Consider the following 15,559-nt stretch of genomic DNA (forward strand, 5'->3'; position numbering starts at 1 on the left):
GGGGAAAGACCGTAATGACAAAAAGGGCCCTGGAGATAATCCAGGGCCCTTTTGCTATTGGCTGGGGAACTAGGATTCGAACCTAGATTAACGGAGTCAGAGTCCGCTGTCCTGCCGTTAGACGATTCCCCAATAAACCGATTGATCAGCGTTTGGAGTATTGTGGACGTTTACGCGCCTTGTGCAGACCGACCTTTTTGCGCTCGACCTCGCGGGCATCACGGGTCAGAAAACCGCCGCGGCGCATTGTTTGACGTAGCTCTTCATTATACGCCACCAGGGCGCGCGCGATCCCATGACGAATGGCACCAGCCTGGCCGCTATTGCCGCCGCCCCTGACCATGATCTTGAGGTCGAGCTGATTCGTCAATCCCGCCGCTTCGAGCGGCTGGCGCACAACCATACGTGCAGTCTCGCGTCCGAAATACTCGTCCAGCGGACGACCATTGACGGTGATCGCGCCAGAGCCGGGCGAGAGGAACACCCGCGCCGAGGCGGTTTTGCGACGACCAGTGGTGAGATAAGTCTGCGACATGCGTTCCGTCCTAAAACCCTTAGATGTCGAGTGGCTGCGGCTGCTGGGCCTGATGGCGATGCTCCGGCCCAGGATAGACATGCAGCTTCTTGAACATGGCGCGCCCCAAGGGACCGCGCGGCAACATCCCCTTCACCGCATGCTCGATAGCGCGTTCCGGGGCTTTTTGCAACAACTTTTCCAAGCTGATCGATTTGAGGTGACCGACATAGCCGCTGTGCCAATAATACATCTTATCCTTGAGCTTATTGCCGGTCACACGGATCTTGGCCGCATTGATAACGACCAGATAATCGCCGGTATCGATATGCGGTGTATAGTGTGGCTTGTGCTTACCGCGCAGCCGGCGCGCCAGCTCGCTGGCGAGTCTGCCCAGGGTCTTGCCCTCGGCATCGACAAGATACCAAGCGCGGCGCACCTCGGCGGGCTTGGCGCTAGGGGTCATCTTCATGGTGTACTCCGAGGCCGCACGAAAGGCTCAAGGGGCGCGCGGCGATAAAAACTGGATTGATCCGCTTATCGGAAGAGCGCGGATTTTAAAGATCTATCTGCCGAAACGCAAGACATGTCCAAGCCCGCAACCCGATAAACCGGGGTCAATCGGCCAAACGCAACCGCTCGACCCAACGGCCTGCTTGCAGATGCTCGTTAAGTATCTCTTCCAGATCCTGGGTACCGGCATAGGTGTACCAGACCGCCTCGGGATAGATCACGATCACTGGACCCTCGGCACAACGTCCCAGGCAACCGGCGATATTGACCCGCACGCCTCCCGGTCCGGCGAGCCCGGAATCCTGGACGCGGCGCTTGAGATAATCTCGCATGGTCGATGCATGGGACTGGGCGCAGCACTTGCCCCCATCCTCGCGCTGATTGATACAGAAAAAGACATGTTGGCGATAGTAAGGCATGGCCGATGATCCTGAACGCAATGGAGATACCTGGGGATTACATTAAAATAGTAACTGATGAACGCATTCGGTTTAGATCGCAAACGGCACGGCACCGGCATTGATGCTGGGATCGTTGCCCCTATCCCGATCTCCCCTCTTGTACGTCGGCTGCGGTCAGGCGCGGGTATCCAGAGGATTGACGAGGCCGGATTGCGGCCCAAGCCGGAATCAGGATTCAGCCTCGATCAGCATGGCCCAGCCGGCGTGTTGCAAGCCCCCATCTTGCGAGATCCTCCCTGATTTGCGCACCTCAAGTTCAGAGCTCCCCTCGCGCCAGGCCCTGCTATACCTCGCCGACCAATGCGTTAAATGCGGCTACTGCCTGCTGGTCTGTCCCACCTATGCCCAGACGCAGGATGAGGCCGAATCGCCGCGCGGACGTATCGCCCTGATCCAGGGCTGGCTAGGCGGCCAGCTTGTCATGACACCCCGCTTGGCCGGGCATCTCGACCGCTGCCTGCTTTGTCGCGCCTGTGAATCGGCCTGCCCCTCAGGGGTCGCCTATGGCGACATCATGAAGGGCGCGCGGGCGCATCGTTTTGCCGCCCTCCCCTTCTGGCAACGTTTATGGCTTGGGCTGTGGCTGGACCTCCTGGCAAATGGACGCTGGATACAAGCCGCCGCGCACCTCTCCCGGGCCTATACCCGGCTCATGGAAGGGCTCGCTCGCTGGCACCGCCCAGCCGCGCATCGCACCCGGCGGTCACAGATGCCAGCAAATATAGGCGCCATCTCACCGCCATCCTCCACCGCTGGCTTCTCACCCTTGCATCTGATGCGACGCTCAGGCCGCAACTTGCCCAGCGCCCAGCGCTGCCTGCATCTAGGCACCCTGTACCGCCTTTTTCGCCCACTTGCCCAGACCGCCCATCCAGTCGCAGCGCAATCGCCCGCGCATGCCGACATCGATCTCTTCATCGGCTGCACGGGAACGAGCATCCAGGGTCAGGCGTTCGCCGCAGCCCTCACCCTGTGCGCACACCTCGGTGTCCAGGCGCGTATCCCCACGAAATCGCCCTGCTGCGGTGCCATCCATCGGCATCAAGGCCTGATCGCCGCTGCCGACCGCGCCCTTGCCCGCTGTACCGCCCTGTATGCCGACCGTCCCTTGATCGGGGTCGCCAGCACCTGTATTGCTGAACTGCGCGCCGCCCCCCGACTTGCCCAGGCCCAGGAGCTCTGCGCCTATCTCGATCGTCTGCCCTGGCCCGCCGCCCTTGAACTCGCCCCCCTGCCTCGCCGCGTCCTGGTCCATGAACCCTGCTCGCATCGGCATCTGCTCGGCGGCAACGCTGCAGTCTGGCGCCTGCTCGCCCGCATCCCCGATATCCAGCTCCTCTGCCTGCCGGGCGAGACCCGCTGCTGTGGGGCCGCGGGGATCTATCTCTTACAACAACCTGCAATGGCGCAGGCCCTGCTGGCTGAGTTCATCGCCCACATCCGCCAGCTCGATCCGGCTATTATCGTCACCACCAACCCGGGTTGTGCCTTGCATCTCGTGGCCGGTGTCAGGGAGTCTGGCCTGGAGATCGAGGTCTGTCATCCGGTCGAACTCATCGCGCGCCAGCTTCGCGCTTGATCCCCAATGCCAGGGAGTGAGAACCGTGCAGCAACATCGCCCCGACCACAACCGACACTATCGCCCCATCGATCATCTGCTCATCCATGCCGATCTCGCCTTGCGTACCCTGTTCGGTCCGCCGCGCACCACCGAACGCCCCAACCCGGCGACAGGTCTCGACGAAACCGAGCTGACCGAAGTGCAGCGCCGGCGCATCGCCCGCCTGATGCGGGTCAATCACACCGGCGAGGTCTGCGCCCAGGCACTTTACCAGGGACAGGCGCTCACCGCCCGTCTACCCGAGACCCGCGAACGGCTCGAGCGTTCGGCACACGAAGAAAACGATCATCTCGTCTGGTGCGAGAAACGGCTCGAAGACTTAGGGGAGCGCAAGAGCCTGTTGAACCCGCTATGGTATGGCGGATCATTCGCCATCGGTGCCTTGGCGGGACTTGCCGGCGACCGCTGGAGCCTAGGCTTCCTGGTCGAGACCGAACGCCAGGTCGAAGACCACCTCGATGGGCATCTTGCCCAGATCCCGCCCCAGGATTACAAGACCCGCGCCATCCTCGAACAGATGAAGCGCGATGAGATCCGGCACGCCCAGACCGCCCGCTTAGCCGGCGGGGTCGAACTACCCCTGCCCATCCGCTGGGCAATGAAACTCACCGCCCGACTGATGACCCGCATGGCCTATTGGATCTAGTTTCATTTGGTGCAATCCAGGTCCGGCCATCAAGCGGGGCGGCAGGGTGGCGGTGGTCTCCTCTACCAGCCGCACCAGATGGCCCTGCCAGCAGACACCACTGTTGAACATGCGGTTGGGCTGCTTTGCCTAGGGAATGTCCTGATAGCGAAACGCCCACTTCCACATCTGGCCGCAGGCCATACAGGGCACAAAGGACGGCGGCAGCCGGCCTATCCTAAGAGAAAGAAGTGGACGCCCAGGGAAGGGCCGCACACTGAGCAGGGTGCGGAGAGTTAAAGAGAGATGCGGGGCAATGGGGATAGAGCGGTTTGCCGAGTGTCGGGGAGATCCTTGACGGATCTCAGGCGTGCTCTGCGGCCCGAGGCCGGCGGCGCCCACGACCGCGCCTCTGGACCTTGACCTCGGTCATCCGTTCGCGCTCGGGGGCGCTTGCCTCCTGGAAGCGCGTCCACCATTCGGCCAGCTCGCCATCTGCTTCGCCCGCTGCGGCGCGCAGCAGCAAAAAGTCATAGGCCGCGCGAAAACGCGGATGGGCCAAAAGGCGGTGGACACGCTTGCCGGTGCGTTCGAAGAATCGCGGCTGGAGGCTCCAGATCTCGCGCATCGGCAGGGTGATCCGTTTGGGGATGAGGATGGATGTCTGTTCGCGCGGATTGAGCTCAGCGATGGCCTCTTGGATCGCCTCCTGAGCCCCTAACCCATCTGTCATCAAGGAATCCCAACGCCGACGCACCGGCTCCCAGAGCAGGATGGCATATAAAAAGGCCGGGGTCACCGGCTTATCCTCGGCGATCCGCTGATCGGTATTGGCCAGCCCCAAATTGACGAAGGTGATCGGAAAACCCCGGTCCTCCGTCGCTAGACAGGATTCAGTCGCCGGAAAGAGATAGCCGAACAGCCCATAGTGGCGCAGCTTTTCGAAGGCTGCAACGGCATAGCCGGAGTGAAAGAGCTTGATGAGTTCATCGAACAGGCGCGCGCCAGGTACGTGGCGCAGCAGGGACCCCAGTTTGAACAGCGGGCGCTCGGCACCTGGCTCGATGTTGAAACCGAGCTTACAGGCAAAGCGCACCGCACGCAGCATACGCACCGGGTCCTCGCGATAGCGTTTCTCGGGATCGCCGATCAGGCGCAAGAGGCCAGCGCGTAGGTCATCGAAACCGCCGGCATAATCGATCAGGGATCGATCGGCAATGTCGTAATACAGGGCATTGATGGTGAAATCGCGGCGCAAGGCGTCCTCTTCGATCGTGCCGTAGAGGTTATCGCGCACGATCATGCCGTTGCGTATCTGGCGGGCGCCGTCTGCCTCTTCATCCGCGCCGCTACCGCGAAAGGTCGCGACCTCGACGATCTCGCGTCCAAAATAGACATGGGCCAGGCGAAAGCGCCGCCCGATCAGCCGACAGTTGCGAAACACCTGGCGGACCTGCTCGGGGGTGGCATCCGTGACCACATCGAAATCCTTGGGCTCACGGCCGAGCAGAAGGTCGCGTACCCCACCGCCGACCAGATGTGCCTGAAATTGCTGCTGGCGCAGGCGACGGAGCACCTCAAGCGCATGCTCGCTGATCTGGGCACGCGAGATGCCGTGTTCGGAACGGGGGATTACCCGCGGCTGGCCAGGGCGCTCGATCAGACCAGTAGTGGATTTTGAGTCCAGCATGTAAGGTCTTGCGTGTCCCTTGGGATGGATCAGTGCTTGTTTTGGGAAGATAGCTGCGTATAATAACTCACTCTTAGATGATTCGCCGCTCTCTTCGTCTAGTGGTCAGGACGCTGGCCTCTCACGCCGGTAACAGGGGTTCGAATCCCCTAGAGAGCGCCACTCAACATAAAGGTCCAGGGTTTTGCCCTGGGCCTTTTTATATGTGTCGTATGCGTCAAAAACAACAACGGCACCAACCCGTTATCGAGCTGGCGCCGTCGATCCCGTCAGAAGAGAACGGGGCCCTGGATTGGGATTTACTTCCAGCCGAGACCGACCGAGAAGACGACCCAATGGACGGCGATGGCCAGGACCAGCAGGGCGTAGAAGATTGGCATCAGCCAGGTCGCCGGGTTCACGACCAGCCAGATCTTCCAATCGTCCTCGGGGTTACGCGGCTTTGCAACGTCGCTCATGGGATTGACCTCTGATTAGGTTGGTTCAGGCTTACCACCAAGGCTTGGCAGCGATGACAAGCAGATGGGCCAGAGCAGCCAGACTAACGAACGCGGTGTAGGTAGTCTTGAACTGCTCGTGGAATTCTTTGGCTTGTTGATCGGTGAGACCGGAAAGACTTGCCATGGACGTAGTCTCCGTTGTGGGTTTAGCAGGGCTGCCCTTGGCTTGGGCAGCAGGCGTTTTGGACTCAGCCACTGAGTAAGGCTCCGACAATGATTGATCGAACAGCCACTTGCGTGGCGCGGACAATATGCAATGCGAATGTCTTGCGCCTAAACGACTGGCGTTCGGACCTTCAAAAGCTCCGCGGCGCGGCATGTGTCATCTTAGCTTGACACAGGATAATGTCAACAGGCATTTACGGGTAACGTGCAAAATGCCCGCTGGGTCATACCGAAGCTACAACTGCTTGGCTGGCTAGGGGATGCCCAGGCATTTATGAAGCTGGATGCTCAAACGCCATGTCGGATGCGCCTTGCAATAGGCGATGGCGAGTTGAAGGTTGCGGGTATAGTCGGGGCCATCCAGCGGTTGCAGAAAAAACATATTAAAGGGGAGCATCGCCAGTGGCGACGGATCAAAGCCAATTTGGGGATAGGCCAGCTTCAGCTCATCGCCTTGACGCAAGACCCAGGGTGCACCGGCCTTGGGGCTGACGCACAGCCAGTCGATCCCTGGGGGTGCAGAACGGGTGCCATTGGTCTCGACAGCAACGGCGCAGCCATTACGATGGAGGGTCTCGATGAGGGCAGTATCGAGTTGCAGCAGGGGTTCGCCGCCGGTCATGACGACATAGGGACGCTCACTCCCTGTAGGCCAGCAGGCCAAGATCTGGTTGACCAATGACTGGGCGTCTGGATAGCGCCCACCGCCAGTCCCGTCGGTCCCGCGAAAGTCTGTGTCGCAGAAACAACAGATGGCGCGCGCCCGATCCTCTTCCCGCCCCGACCAGAGGTTGCAACCGGTAAAGCGACAAAAGACCGCCGGACGCCCAGCCTGGGCACCCTCCCCTTGGAGGCTATAAAAGATCTCCTTGACCCAATAGCTCACCAAATGTTCTCCGCCTTTGCCTCGCCCCAGCAAAGCGCAACCCCAGTCTCCGGCGTCGGATAGAGGTCAATGCGATCCAAGGCAGGGAGCCGCCCTATAAGCTCGGCGCGGACCCAGTGGAGTAGGTGTCCGGGATCGGCGGCGGCAAGGCCTGGCAGTTCATTGAGCAGATGATGATCGAGCCGGTCATAGATCGGCTTAAACAGGCGCTTGATGTCGCGGTAGTCGACCGTCCAGCCCAATACTGGGTCGAGCGGGGCGGTGAGGTGCAAACGGATCAGATAGCTATGCCCATAGCATCGCCGCCCATCCTGCGTCGGTGCCTGGTCGAGACAGAGCGCTGCCTCGAAACGCAGCTCCTTCCAGATGCGATGGTGCTGGCCGTCAAAACGGCAGCCGGCCGTGGCGGTTTCTTCAACCTGGATACCGCTCAAAGCAGGCAGATCGGGTTTTAGCCTGGCCCAGATCCAGGCAGCAAGCTGTTCGCTAGTGGGGTTCTCCAATCCCGGGACCTCGTTGAGGCACCTGTGGTGCAACTCGGCATACAGCGGTGCCCAGAGCGCGCCCAGGCGATCTGCCATAAGCTCAGCAAACGCATCAGCGGATGACTGCTCGGCATAGAGACAGACCCGAAAACCGTGGCCGTGCAACCGCCCACAGGGGTGGTCTGGCGGGACCCGGGGTAACCAGTGGGCCGACTCGAAACGAAAACGCCGCCAGATCTGGATACGGCCAGCGCGATCGAGCACCACGCCCTGGTCGCGTCCGCTGCCCACGCGGATACTCTCCAGGCCAGGCAGGGCGAGCTGCTCGGCGATCCAACAGGCAAGCTGAGCATCTCCGGGTATAGGGAGGACACCATTGAGATCCGCCCCATCAAGCGGTTCGAGACAGCAGGCAAGCGCCGCTGCCAGGGTATCACCTTCGGCCCCTGGCCAGGTATCCCAGCCCTCTGAAGGCTCGGCGCAGACCCAAACCTGAAGGCATTGGGCGCGCAAACTGCGAGCGCGATGGTCGCTCGGCAGGGCCTCCAGGTGCCGCATTGCAGCAAGGCCTGCCCCGGTGAGATACAACAGTCGATCGGTCATCGCCTTATGCAAAGCGCTCCAATAGCGGATCTGGGATGCCAGCTTCAGCAAAGCCCTTAGCGCGCAGCAGGCAGGCATCGCAACCGCCGCAGGGCCGTCCCCGAGGATCTGGATCGTAACAGCTCGTGGTCAGGGCATAATCGACCCCAAACGATAACCCAAGGCGGATGATCTCGGCCTTGGTCATCTGGAGCAAAGGAGCATGGATACGGTACTGTTGCTGGCCGGTGGCACCAGCGGCAGTGGCCAGATTGGCGAGATGCTCAAAGGCCTTAAGATACTCGGGCCGGCAGTCGGGATAGCCGGAATAATCGAGTGCATTGACCCCAATGAAGATGTCCCCTGCCCCCAGGACCTCGGCCCAGGCCAGGGCAAAGGACAAAAAGATGGTATTGCGGGCGGGGACATAGGTGATTGGGATCCCACGGCCGATGGCCCGCAGATCCTGGCTTTTAGGCACGGCGAGATCTGCCGTTAAGGCCGAGCCGCCGAAGCGCCGCAGGTCAATCTCGATGATGGCATGTTCAGCGACTTCGCATGCAGCGGCGATGCGCGCCGCCGCCTCAAGCTCGACGGCATGACGCTGGCCGTAACGGAATGAGAGCGCATAAGGACTATACCCTGAGGCGCAGGCAACAGCCAAAACCGTAGCCGAATCCAGGCCCCCGCTCAACAAGACAACGGCAGGCTTCATAACAGGTCCCTCAGCTTGGTTAGTGCACCCTTGGCGAGCAGGCTGTGACTGGGCGACACTGTAGGCTCCCATCTATACTCTGGTACAGGCATCATGCAGGAACATCGCATCAAGGTCTGGGATCTTCCAACCCGGCTTTTTCACTGGTTGCTCGTCATCTCGGTGGCCTTGGCCTTTGCGACAGGTCTACAAGGCGGGTCCGCGATGGTCTGGCACGGGCGAATCGGGTTGTCGATCCTGGGTCTGCTCGTCTTTCGCCTGATCTGGGGGATCATCGGTTCGACCTATGCCCGATTCGGTCAATTCGTGCGCGGCCCCACTGCCATCCGCGCCTATCTGCAAGGACGCTGGCATGAGCTGGGGCACAATCCGCTCGGCGCCCTTTCGGTGCTGGCCTTACTGGGTCTATTGCTCTTTCAGGCCGGCAGCGGCCTCTTTGCCACCGATGAGATCGCCTTCTCCGGACCGCTCAAATCATTGGTGAGCCAGCACACGAGCATCTGGCTGAGCGGGCTGCACCGCCAGGCGATCTGGCTCATCGGTGGTCTGATCGGCCTGCATATCGGCGCTGCCCTATTCTATCTCGCCCGAGGTCAGAACCTGATCCGACCCATGATTACTGGCTATGTCCTAAGCCGTGAACCCATGGCCCGGCCTGCCGAAGGTGGCGGTATCCTGGCCCTGCTCTTGGCGCTGGCAATCGCTGGGGGATGCGTCTGGATCGCCAACGGCAGCCTATTGCCACCCCCGCCCCCGCCCGTCACGCCGGTCTGGTAAGGCGTTTCCTGGTAAAAAGGGCGGCGGTCGCACCCTCCGCCCCTGTGCGTTTCGCTCAATCGGCGCGATATTTGGTATGGCAGGCCTTGCACGCCTCACCGAGCTCGGCGAAGGCACCTGCAACGCCCTGCTCATCCCCAGTCGCTGCGGCCGCAGCTAGGGCATCGGCCTTGGCGATGAAGTTGCGCGCGATCTGGCCAACCTCCCCCATATTCTGGAAGAACTCGGGTTTGACGCGGGTCTTGACCGAGCCGATGTCTTTGTCAGTGCCTGGGCCATAAAGCGCGCCCATGCCAGAATTGGCGATCGCGGCGATCGCATTGGCCGCCGCCTTGACCTGCTCGGGGTTATAATCGCCTTCCAGGTTGGCCTTGATCTTCTTCATGTTCCAGCCCATGAAGGCATAGCCGGCCTGGCGGGTCTTGATCTGCTCCTCGGGCGAGAGACTGGCTGCAAGGACGACGCTTGCAAGGCTGAGGGCCAACAAACCCGCAGCGGTGCTGGCAATCAGGCGTTTCATCTGATGATCTCCTTATGTTGATGGATCAAAAGGTTTGCGAGACGGCCCCTCAGGCCGGCCGGGGATGCGCTGTCTCGCCGCTCTGGGGGCGCCGACTCAGGCAAACAACGGCACAAAAGGTTCCCCACCACATCGACAGCGGTCACCGATGCGACGCAGTCGAACAGGCCGTTGGATTGTACAAGATCTTCCTTGCCAGGCCCCAAAGATGCACGAGCTTTCATTGTGTCAGGCGCTGCTTGAGCAGGTAGAGACGATCACCCTTCAGCATGGCGCGCAACGCGTGGTGCGTATCCTGCTGAGGATCGGACCTTTGTCTGGGGTTGAGCCTGAGCTATTGCGCCATGCCTATCCGCTGGTGGCCGCCGGAACGGTCGCCGAGTCCGCTGAGCTGGTGATCGAGCCTACTGAGATCCGCGTTCACTGCCGGCGCTGCGGGGCAGAGACGCCTGCCACGCCGCGCTATCTCCTATGCGGGGAGTGCGGCGCCTGGGAAACCCAGCTGATCAGCGGCGATGAGCTGTTGCTCGCCCATCTCGAGCTTGAGACAGCGGATTCGGCCCCCTAAGCGCTCGGGTCTCTAGATATGGGCAGCAAATGCCCGCCAGTACGCCCCGAAATCGCTCAGCAGTGCCTCACCGTGGTAGGCGCGCCAACCGATCAAGGCGCCGGTATAACGCAACAGATCGGGGTCGCTCGTCCCTTCCAAAAGACCATTCAACAGACCGCGCATCACCACCGCGTCGTTGAGCTCGCCGAGCAGGGTCTGCAGGCCTTTCAGATAGGCAATGAGCTCATCCAGTTCAGGATCGACGGGCGTGAAAAATTCGGCGGCATAACGCAGTTTCTTGCACTGGATGCGCAACCAATGCATCTGTTCGGGGTCCCGGGTGTCGACACCAGTGCCCGCCTGGATTGTGCGCTGTTTGAGCCGCTTGATCAGCCGCCGCGCATAGGGGGCAAGCGCGCGCTTGAGGGTGGTGCGGTGTTTGTCGTCAAGCGCCGCCTCCTCCCAGAGCCGTTGGTCGATCCAAACGCGAAAGCCCTGTTTGAACTCGGCATATCTTTGGCTGTCGAGCATGGTGTTGACCTGCTCATAGGCCAGGGCACGTTTGACCTCGGCGCGCGCACGTACCGTATCTGCCCCGTTTAAGGGCAGTTTGTCGCACACGCTCGCCAAAAACTCATCGATCAAGACATCGAGATCGCGCGCAGCGCCCAGTTGACTCGCCACCCAGCCCAATTCATCGCGCCAAGGCTGGCTGACCGATTTGGGGACCGCCGCGCGGAAGGCCGACAATGCCGCCCGCAATTGACGGGAGTGCACCCGCATCTGATGCACCCCCTCGATGTTCTCCCAGGAACGCGCCTTGTCCTCCCAGGAGATCATCAGCGCGAGATGATGGGCGAGGATGGCGGATAAGGCCTGGCTCACCTCCATCTCGGGGTCCAGGATCGCCTGCCGCTTGCTCTGTTTTGCGTTCATCGCCATTCGTCTCCTCAGCGTTCAGCCGGCGATATCGCTAGCCAGCTCGACCCGCTTGACCTATGTCAAGTTCATCGAGCCGTAACGGTGCCACCCTGTCAGCCTAGTTCGGCCATTTCCTGATGCGCGAGGATAATAGTCATGCAGATGTTCTGTTTTCAATGCGAAGAGACCTCCAAAGGCCGTGGCTGCACTCATCTGGGAATCTGCGGTAAGCATTCGACCACGGCTCAGCTCCAAGACCTGTTGATCTATCTGCTCAAGGGACTTGCCGTCGTCGCTCAGGCGGCGCCCGCACGGATTCGCACCGATCCCTCACTCGGTCGTTTCATCGCCGAGTCCTTGTTTATGACCGTCACCAACGTCAATTTCGACGATGCCCGCCTGACCGAACGCATCGAGGAGACCATCGCCCGGCGTGAGGCGCTCAAGGCGATGCTCGGTTTTGATGCGGCCAATGACCTGGATGCGGCCCAGTGGTCAGGTAGCCCAGATCAATACCTGGAAAGGGGCATTGCAGTTGGCATCCTCGCCGAATCCGATGAAGACGTCCGCGCCCTGCGCGAGCTGTTGGTCTATGGTTTGAAGGGTCTGGCCGCGTATCTGGATCATGCGGCGATCCTAGGGTTCGAGCAGCCCGAGATCAATGCGTTTATGATCGAAGCGCTCGCGGCCAGTTTGACCGAGTCCCATCCGGACGTACTCCTCGCTTGGGTGTTGCGCTGCGGTGCACAGGGTGTTGTGGTAATGGCATTGCTCGATAGCGCCCATACCAGCACCTTCGGCAACCCCGAGCTCACCCGCATCAGACAGCAGGTGGGGACCCATCCCGGGATCTTGATCTCCGGCCATGATCTTAAGGACTTAGCAGAACTGCTGGAGCAGACCCAGGGGACGGGGATCGATGTCTATACCCATGGCGAGATGCTGCCGGCCCATGCTTATCCTGCCTTCAAGCAATACCCGCACCTTGTGGGTCATTATGGGCATGCCTGGTGGCAACAGGACAAGGAATTCGCTGCCTTCAACGGCGCTATCCTGATGACCACCAACTGTCTGATCCCGATCGAAGAGAGCTATCGCGACCGGATCTTTACGACAGGTCAGGCCGGTTGGCCAGGCGTGCCCCACATCGCCGACCGTCCCCCGGGGGGTAGCAAGGACTTTTCGCCGGTGATCGCCCGCGCCCGCACCTGCTCACCGCCCACTCCCCTTGAGCAAGGAGAGCTCATCACTGGCTTTGCCCATGCCCAGCTCCTGGCGCTCGCCGAGCAGGTGCTCGCTGCGGTCCAATCCGGTGCCGTCCGGCGGCTGATCGTCATGGGCGGTTGCGACGGACGCCACAAACAGCGCGCCTATTATACCGAGCTCGCCCAACGCCTGCCCCAGGATACCCTGATCCTCACCGCCGGCTGCGCCAAATATCGCTTCAACGGGCTTGAGCTGGGTGAGATCGCCGGTATCCCGCGACTGCTCGATGCCGGTCAATGCAACGATGCCTACTCGCTGGCCTATGTCGCCCTGAAGCTCAAGGAGGTCTTGGGCGTTGCAGATATCAACGACCTACCGATCGCTTATGACATCGCCTGGTATGAGCAGAAGGCGGTCATTGTGTTGCTTGCGCTCTTGGCGCTCGGGGTCAAGCACATCCGCCTCGGCCCCACACTGCCCGCATTCTTGTCGCCCAAGGTGGTGCAGCTCTTGGCCGAGCGCTTTGACCTCAAACCGATCCGCGACCCGGAAACGGATATTCAGGAGATGCTGGCGGGGGCCTGAGAGATGCGCCTTTTACCAGCTCAGCGCAAAGCGGCAATAAGGGGCTCCCTGGGCAGCGCATTGGGTCTCGGTCACGCGCGCGCCTGGATGCACCAGTGTCTGCAACAGGCACTCGAAGGTGCCGGCATAAAAGTCGCAGAGTGGTACATCGGCCTGGGCCCCGCGGCATAAGGGCGAGTCATCGATCCGAATGCTGGGCCTGGATCCGGGTTCGATAGTGAAGCGCCCCGTCCCGACGAAGGTCCAGGCATTGGCTGCGATCGCCTTAAGCAGCAAGGGCGCGGCCAGCGGCGCCGGCAGGTGCTTGAGCAGCCATTGGGCCGGCTTGGGGATACGGCAGGCGAGTAGATAATCGCCGGTGCGCCGCCCTGCATCCCGCCCGATCGCCCGCGCCTCGACGACCCCAAGCTCGACGCGCAGGGCCTGATGCAGGGCGATCACCTCAGCTTCGGGGACCATGGTTTCAGGGAGCGCAGCGAGATAACGGGGCAATTCAGCTTGCTTGAACACGGCCTCAGCGCACTCGCGGCCCCGCTGCTCGATCAGCGATTCATGGATACGAATGATAGCATTGGGACCGATCCGTCCCTGGTTGTCCGGCTTCACGACAACATCCTGAAATGACGCTGGGCAGTGCTGCAATCACTGCCCAACTCCTCTTGCTCAGCGCACAAACCGTGCAGGATATAGCGGCCCTGGGGGGTGACCCTGATCCCTTCTTCCGAGATCTCGACAAGACCATGCTCGGCCTTGCGGCAGAGTTGCTCATATTCCAGATCAGCGGCGGCGGTTGCAGGCAGTTGTAGGTTACACATGAGATACAGCATGGCCTGGCGCCGGCGCTGATCGGCCTCATCGAGACAGCGACCCGAGCTGATCGGGAACTGACCATTGTTGACTCGCAGCTGCCACAAACGCAGATCGGTTTCATTGCGCACCAGGGCATCGCCGATCTCGCTCGTACCGCTTGGCCCGAAGGCTAGGACCTCTTGCTCAGGTGAGGTGGTATAGCCGATCGCATTGCGATGGAGCCGACCTGTCTTCTGAGCCTCATAGAGTTCATCATCCTCCAGGACGAATAGATCGATCCCGATCCAACGATAACCGACCTCAGTAAAGGTTCGGACAGCGCGATGGAAGAGGGCGAGCTTTTCGGTGGGGCTAGGGAGATGGGCGGGATTGATGGCGTGCTGATGAGGGCGTTTAGATGGATCATGGGCATAGCTAAAACAGGCGATGCGATCCGGGGCCAGCTCCAGGACCTGATCGAGGGTGGCCTGGAAACCGCTTGGGGTTTGAAACGGCAATCCATAGACCAGATCGAGATTGATGCTGTCAAAACCGACCTGGCGGGCGGTCAGACAAACGTCGCGCACCATGCCCAGCGACTGGACACGCCCAATGGCGCGCTGCACATCGCTATTGAGATCCTGGACACCGAAGCTGATCCGCCGAAAACCCAGGCCGCGGATCAGCTCGAGCTGGCCGACGGAGACCCGGCGCGGGTTACATTCGATCGAGGTACAAGAGTCGGCGGTGAGGGTGAAATGCCGCTCGACGATCTCCATCAGCCGCGCAAGCTGCGGTTCGGTTAGATGATTCGGCGTGCCCCCTCCAACATGCAGATGCTGAAGCGGGCGGCCCAAACCGATACGCTCGCTGACCATTTCCATCTCACGTTCGAGCGCATCCAGATATTGATCCACCCGCTCGAGGCTATGGGTGATGGTCGTGTCACAGGCGCAATAGAGACAGCGCACGTGACAGAAAGGAATATGGATATAGACGGCCAGATGGGCCTCTGGCCTTTGGCGTAAGCCTTCCAGGACCTCGATGTATTGGGCCTGTGTGAACGGCTTGTCTCCAGGCGATCCGAGAGAGCCCATGGGACAGCCAGGCGCCATCAGATCGTACCGTTCGAGAAACTCCAAGGGAAGGCTCGTAGGGATAGAAGACGCCATGTCTATCATCCGCCTAGTCGATTTGAGTCGTTGTCATTGTAGTTCTCACCGCGGGGACACGCTCACGGGCTCTGACCAACGACGCAGCGAGCGCGACCGCGACTGACATCCCTCCACTGAGGCGCTGGGGCTTTGGGTGGGATACCCAGAGGCTGATCGTGGCCTCACAGGTATGAGAGGCGTTGCATCCTGCGCTGCCTGATCCCAAATCGTTTTAGCAGGCGGCGTTATCATAAGCCAACCACTTGCCGCTCCAGGCCATTCGCTGCAATCAACATGGCC

Annotated in this window: 18 protein-coding genes and 2 tRNA genes; 6 read left to right on the forward strand and 14 right to left on the reverse strand. The window is 60.9% G+C overall.

Annotated features, from left to right (window positions below; genetic code table 11):
* Window positions 1–58: 58 nt before the first annotated feature.
* From GWK36_RS13190 to GWK36_RS13205, 4 genes are all read right to left on the reverse strand, one after another.
* Window positions 59–132: transfer RNA gene (locus GWK36_RS13190), tRNA-Gln, on the reverse strand.
* A gap of 13 nt (window positions 133–145) precedes the next feature.
* A complete protein-coding gene (gene rpsI, locus GWK36_RS13195) occupies window positions 146–535 on the reverse strand; it encodes a 30S ribosomal protein S9 (RefSeq protein ID WP_166271769.1) in 390 nt (129 codons plus the stop codon).
* A gap of 19 nt (window positions 536–554) precedes the next feature.
* Window positions 555–986 carry a 50S ribosomal protein L13 gene (gene rplM, locus GWK36_RS13200; protein ID WP_166271771.1) on the reverse strand — a complete coding sequence of 144 codons (432 nt, stop codon included), beginning with the start codon at window positions 984–986 and terminating at the stop codon, window positions 555–557.
* A 145-nt stretch (window positions 987–1,131) separates the two neighbouring features.
* The gene (locus GWK36_RS13205) at window positions 1,132–1,446 is read right to left on the reverse strand and encodes a (2Fe-2S) ferredoxin domain-containing protein (protein ID WP_166271773.1); all 315 of its coding nucleotides are present in this window, start codon (window positions 1,444–1,446) and stop codon (window positions 1,132–1,134) included.
* A 283-nt stretch (window positions 1,447–1,729) separates the two neighbouring features.
* Here GWK36_RS13205 and GWK36_RS13210 point away from each other — a divergent pair, with 283 nt between their 5' ends.
* Both GWK36_RS13210 and coq7 read left to right on the forward strand, forming a co-directional pair.
* Window positions 1,730–3,067: a (Fe-S)-binding protein gene (locus GWK36_RS13210; RefSeq protein ID WP_246237577.1), complete on the forward strand. Its 1,338-nt coding sequence runs from the start codon at window positions 1,730–1,732 to the stop codon at window positions 3,065–3,067.
* A gap of 25 nt (window positions 3,068–3,092) precedes the next feature.
* A complete protein-coding gene (gene coq7 / locus GWK36_RS13215; RefSeq protein WP_246237578.1) occupies window positions 3,093–3,755 on the forward strand; it encodes a 2-polyprenyl-3-methyl-6-methoxy-1,4-benzoquinone monooxygenase in 663 nt (220 codons plus the stop codon).
* 343 nt (window positions 3,756–4,098) lie between these two features.
* Here the strand turns inward: coq7 and pcnB are convergent, their stop codons facing one another.
* A complete protein-coding gene (gene pcnB / locus GWK36_RS13220; protein WP_166271777.1) occupies window positions 4,099–5,424 on the reverse strand; it encodes a polynucleotide adenylyltransferase PcnB in 1,326 nt (441 codons plus the stop codon).
* An 87-nt stretch (window positions 5,425–5,511) separates the two neighbouring features.
* Here pcnB and GWK36_RS13225 point away from each other — a divergent pair.
* A tRNA-Glu gene (locus tag GWK36_RS13225) sits at window positions 5,512–5,586 on the forward strand.
* 137 nt (window positions 5,587–5,723) lie between these two features.
* On the opposite strand, the gene pufA is transcribed toward GWK36_RS13225, so the two are convergent.
* From pufA to queC, 5 genes are all read right to left on the reverse strand, one after another.
* Window positions 5,724–5,882 (reverse strand): light-harvesting antenna LH1, alpha subunit, encoded by a 159-nt coding sequence (gene pufA, locus GWK36_RS13230; protein WP_166271779.1) that lies wholly within the window; start codon window positions 5,880–5,882, stop codon window positions 5,724–5,726.
* 31 nt (window positions 5,883–5,913) lie between these two features.
* The gene (gene pufB / locus GWK36_RS13235) at window positions 5,914–6,048 is read right to left on the reverse strand and encodes a light-harvesting antenna LH1, beta subunit (RefSeq protein WP_166271781.1); all 135 of its coding nucleotides are present in this window, start codon (window positions 6,046–6,048) and stop codon (window positions 5,914–5,916) included.
* 294 nt (window positions 6,049–6,342) lie between these two features.
* Entirely contained in the window at window positions 6,343–6,975 is a 633-nt protein-coding gene (gene queE, locus GWK36_RS13240; RefSeq protein ID WP_166271783.1) for a 7-carboxy-7-deazaguanine synthase, read from the reverse strand.
* Window positions 6,972–8,063, reverse strand: a complete 1,092-nt coding sequence (locus GWK36_RS13245) for a 6-pyruvoyl trahydropterin synthase family protein (protein ID WP_166271785.1) — start codon at window positions 8,061–8,063, stop codon at window positions 6,972–6,974. Before GWK36_RS13245 ends, queE begins: the two co-directional genes overlap by 4 nt.
* A 4-nt stretch (window positions 8,064–8,067) precedes the next feature.
* On the reverse strand, window positions 8,068–8,757 hold the full coding sequence (gene queC, locus GWK36_RS13250; RefSeq protein ID WP_166271787.1) for a 7-cyano-7-deazaguanine synthase QueC: 690 nt from the start codon (window positions 8,755–8,757) through the stop codon (window positions 8,068–8,070).
* A 93-nt stretch (window positions 8,758–8,850) separates the two neighbouring features.
* Between queC and GWK36_RS13255 the strand changes: the two genes are divergently transcribed.
* The gene (locus GWK36_RS13255) at window positions 8,851–9,534 is read left to right on the forward strand and encodes a cytochrome b/b6 domain-containing protein (protein WP_166271789.1); all 684 of its coding nucleotides are present in this window, start codon (window positions 8,851–8,853) and stop codon (window positions 9,532–9,534) included.
* Window positions 9,535–9,589: 55 nt separating this feature from the next.
* Here GWK36_RS13255 and GWK36_RS13260 read toward each other — a convergent pair whose 3' ends face one another.
* Complete coding sequence (locus tag GWK36_RS13260) at window positions 9,590–10,054, reverse strand: c-type cytochrome (RefSeq protein ID WP_166271791.1); 465 nt, start codon at window positions 10,052–10,054, stop codon at window positions 9,590–9,592.
* Window positions 10,055–10,262: 208 nt separating this feature from the next.
* Here GWK36_RS13260 and GWK36_RS13265 point away from each other — a divergent pair, with 208 nt between their 5' ends.
* Window positions 10,263–10,622, forward strand: a complete 360-nt coding sequence (locus GWK36_RS13265; RefSeq protein WP_166271793.1) for a hydrogenase maturation nickel metallochaperone HypA/HybF — start codon at window positions 10,263–10,265, stop codon at window positions 10,620–10,622.
* A 12-nt stretch (window positions 10,623–10,634) separates the two neighbouring features.
* Here the strand turns inward: GWK36_RS13265 and GWK36_RS13270 are convergent, their stop codons facing one another.
* Entirely contained in the window at window positions 10,635–11,540 is a 906-nt protein-coding gene (locus GWK36_RS13270) for a CHAD domain-containing protein (RefSeq protein ID WP_166271795.1), read from the reverse strand.
* Window positions 11,541–11,681: 141 nt separating this feature from the next.
* On the opposite strand from GWK36_RS13270, the gene hcp reads away from it, so the two are divergent.
* On the forward strand, window positions 11,682–13,316 hold the full coding sequence (gene hcp / locus GWK36_RS13275; RefSeq protein WP_210756785.1) for a hydroxylamine reductase: 1,635 nt from the start codon (window positions 11,682–11,684) through the stop codon (window positions 13,314–13,316).
* A 12-nt stretch (window positions 13,317–13,328) separates the two neighbouring features.
* Here the strand turns inward: hcp and bchJ are convergent, their stop codons facing one another.
* Entirely contained in the window at window positions 13,329–13,922 is a 594-nt protein-coding gene (gene bchJ, locus GWK36_RS13280) for a bacteriochlorophyll 4-vinyl reductase (protein WP_166271797.1), read from the reverse strand.
* The gene (gene hemN, locus GWK36_RS13285) at window positions 13,919–15,277 is read right to left on the reverse strand and encodes an oxygen-independent coproporphyrinogen III oxidase (RefSeq protein WP_246237579.1); all 1,359 of its coding nucleotides are present in this window, start codon (window positions 15,275–15,277) and stop codon (window positions 13,919–13,921) included. The genes bchJ and hemN overlap by 4 nt, the downstream gene beginning before the upstream one ends.
* Window positions 15,278–15,559: the final 282 nt, after the last annotated feature.

Source organism: Caldichromatium japonicum, from assembly GCF_011290485.1.
GTDB lineage: Bacteria > Pseudomonadota > Gammaproteobacteria > Chromatiales > Chromatiaceae > Thermochromatium > Thermochromatium japonicum.

Coding starts and splice junctions, on each gene's coding strand:
- hemN (WP_246237579.1), bottom strand. CDS start 15,277: ATGGCGTCTTCTATCCCTACGAGCCTTCCCTTGGAGTTTCTCGAACGG.
- pufA (WP_166271779.1), bottom strand. CDS start 5,882: ATGAGCGACGTTGCAAAGCCGCGTAACCCCGAGGACGATTGGAAGATC.
- GWK36_RS13255 (WP_166271789.1), top strand. CDS start 8,851: ATGCAGGAACATCGCATCAAGGTCTGGGATCTTCCAACCCGGCTTTTT.
- pufB (WP_166271781.1), bottom strand. CDS start 6,048: ATGGCAAGTCTTTCCGGTCTCACCGATCAACAAGCCAAAGAATTCCAC.
- GWK36_RS13205 (WP_166271773.1), bottom strand. CDS start 1,446: ATGCCTTACTATCGCCAACATGTCTTTTTCTGTATCAATCAGCGCGAG.
- rpsI (WP_166271769.1), bottom strand. CDS start 535: ATGTCGCAGACTTATCTCACCACTGGTCGTCGCAAAACCGCCTCGGCG.
- GWK36_RS13270 (WP_166271795.1), bottom strand. CDS start 11,540: ATGAACGCAAAACAGAGCAAGCGGCAGGCGATCCTGGACCCCGAGATG.
- rplM (WP_166271771.1), bottom strand. CDS start 986: ATGAAGATGACCCCTAGCGCCAAGCCCGCCGAGGTGCGCCGCGCTTGG.
- queC (WP_166271787.1), bottom strand. CDS start 8,757: ATGAAGCCTGCCGTTGTCTTGTTGAGCGGGGGCCTGGATTCGGCTACG.
- GWK36_RS13245 (WP_166271785.1), bottom strand. CDS start 8,063: ATGACCGATCGACTGTTGTATCTCACCGGGGCAGGCCTTGCTGCAATG.
- hcp (WP_210756785.1), top strand. CDS start 11,682: ATGCAGATGTTCTGTTTTCAATGCGAAGAGACCTCCAAAGGCCGTGGC.
- pcnB (WP_166271777.1), bottom strand. CDS start 5,424: ATGCTGGACTCAAAATCCACTACTGGTCTGATCGAGCGCCCTGGCCAG.
- GWK36_RS13265 (WP_166271793.1), top strand. CDS start 10,263: ATGCACGAGCTTTCATTGTGTCAGGCGCTGCTTGAGCAGGTAGAGACG.
- GWK36_RS13260 (WP_166271791.1), bottom strand. CDS start 10,054: ATGAAACGCCTGATTGCCAGCACCGCTGCGGGTTTGTTGGCCCTCAGC.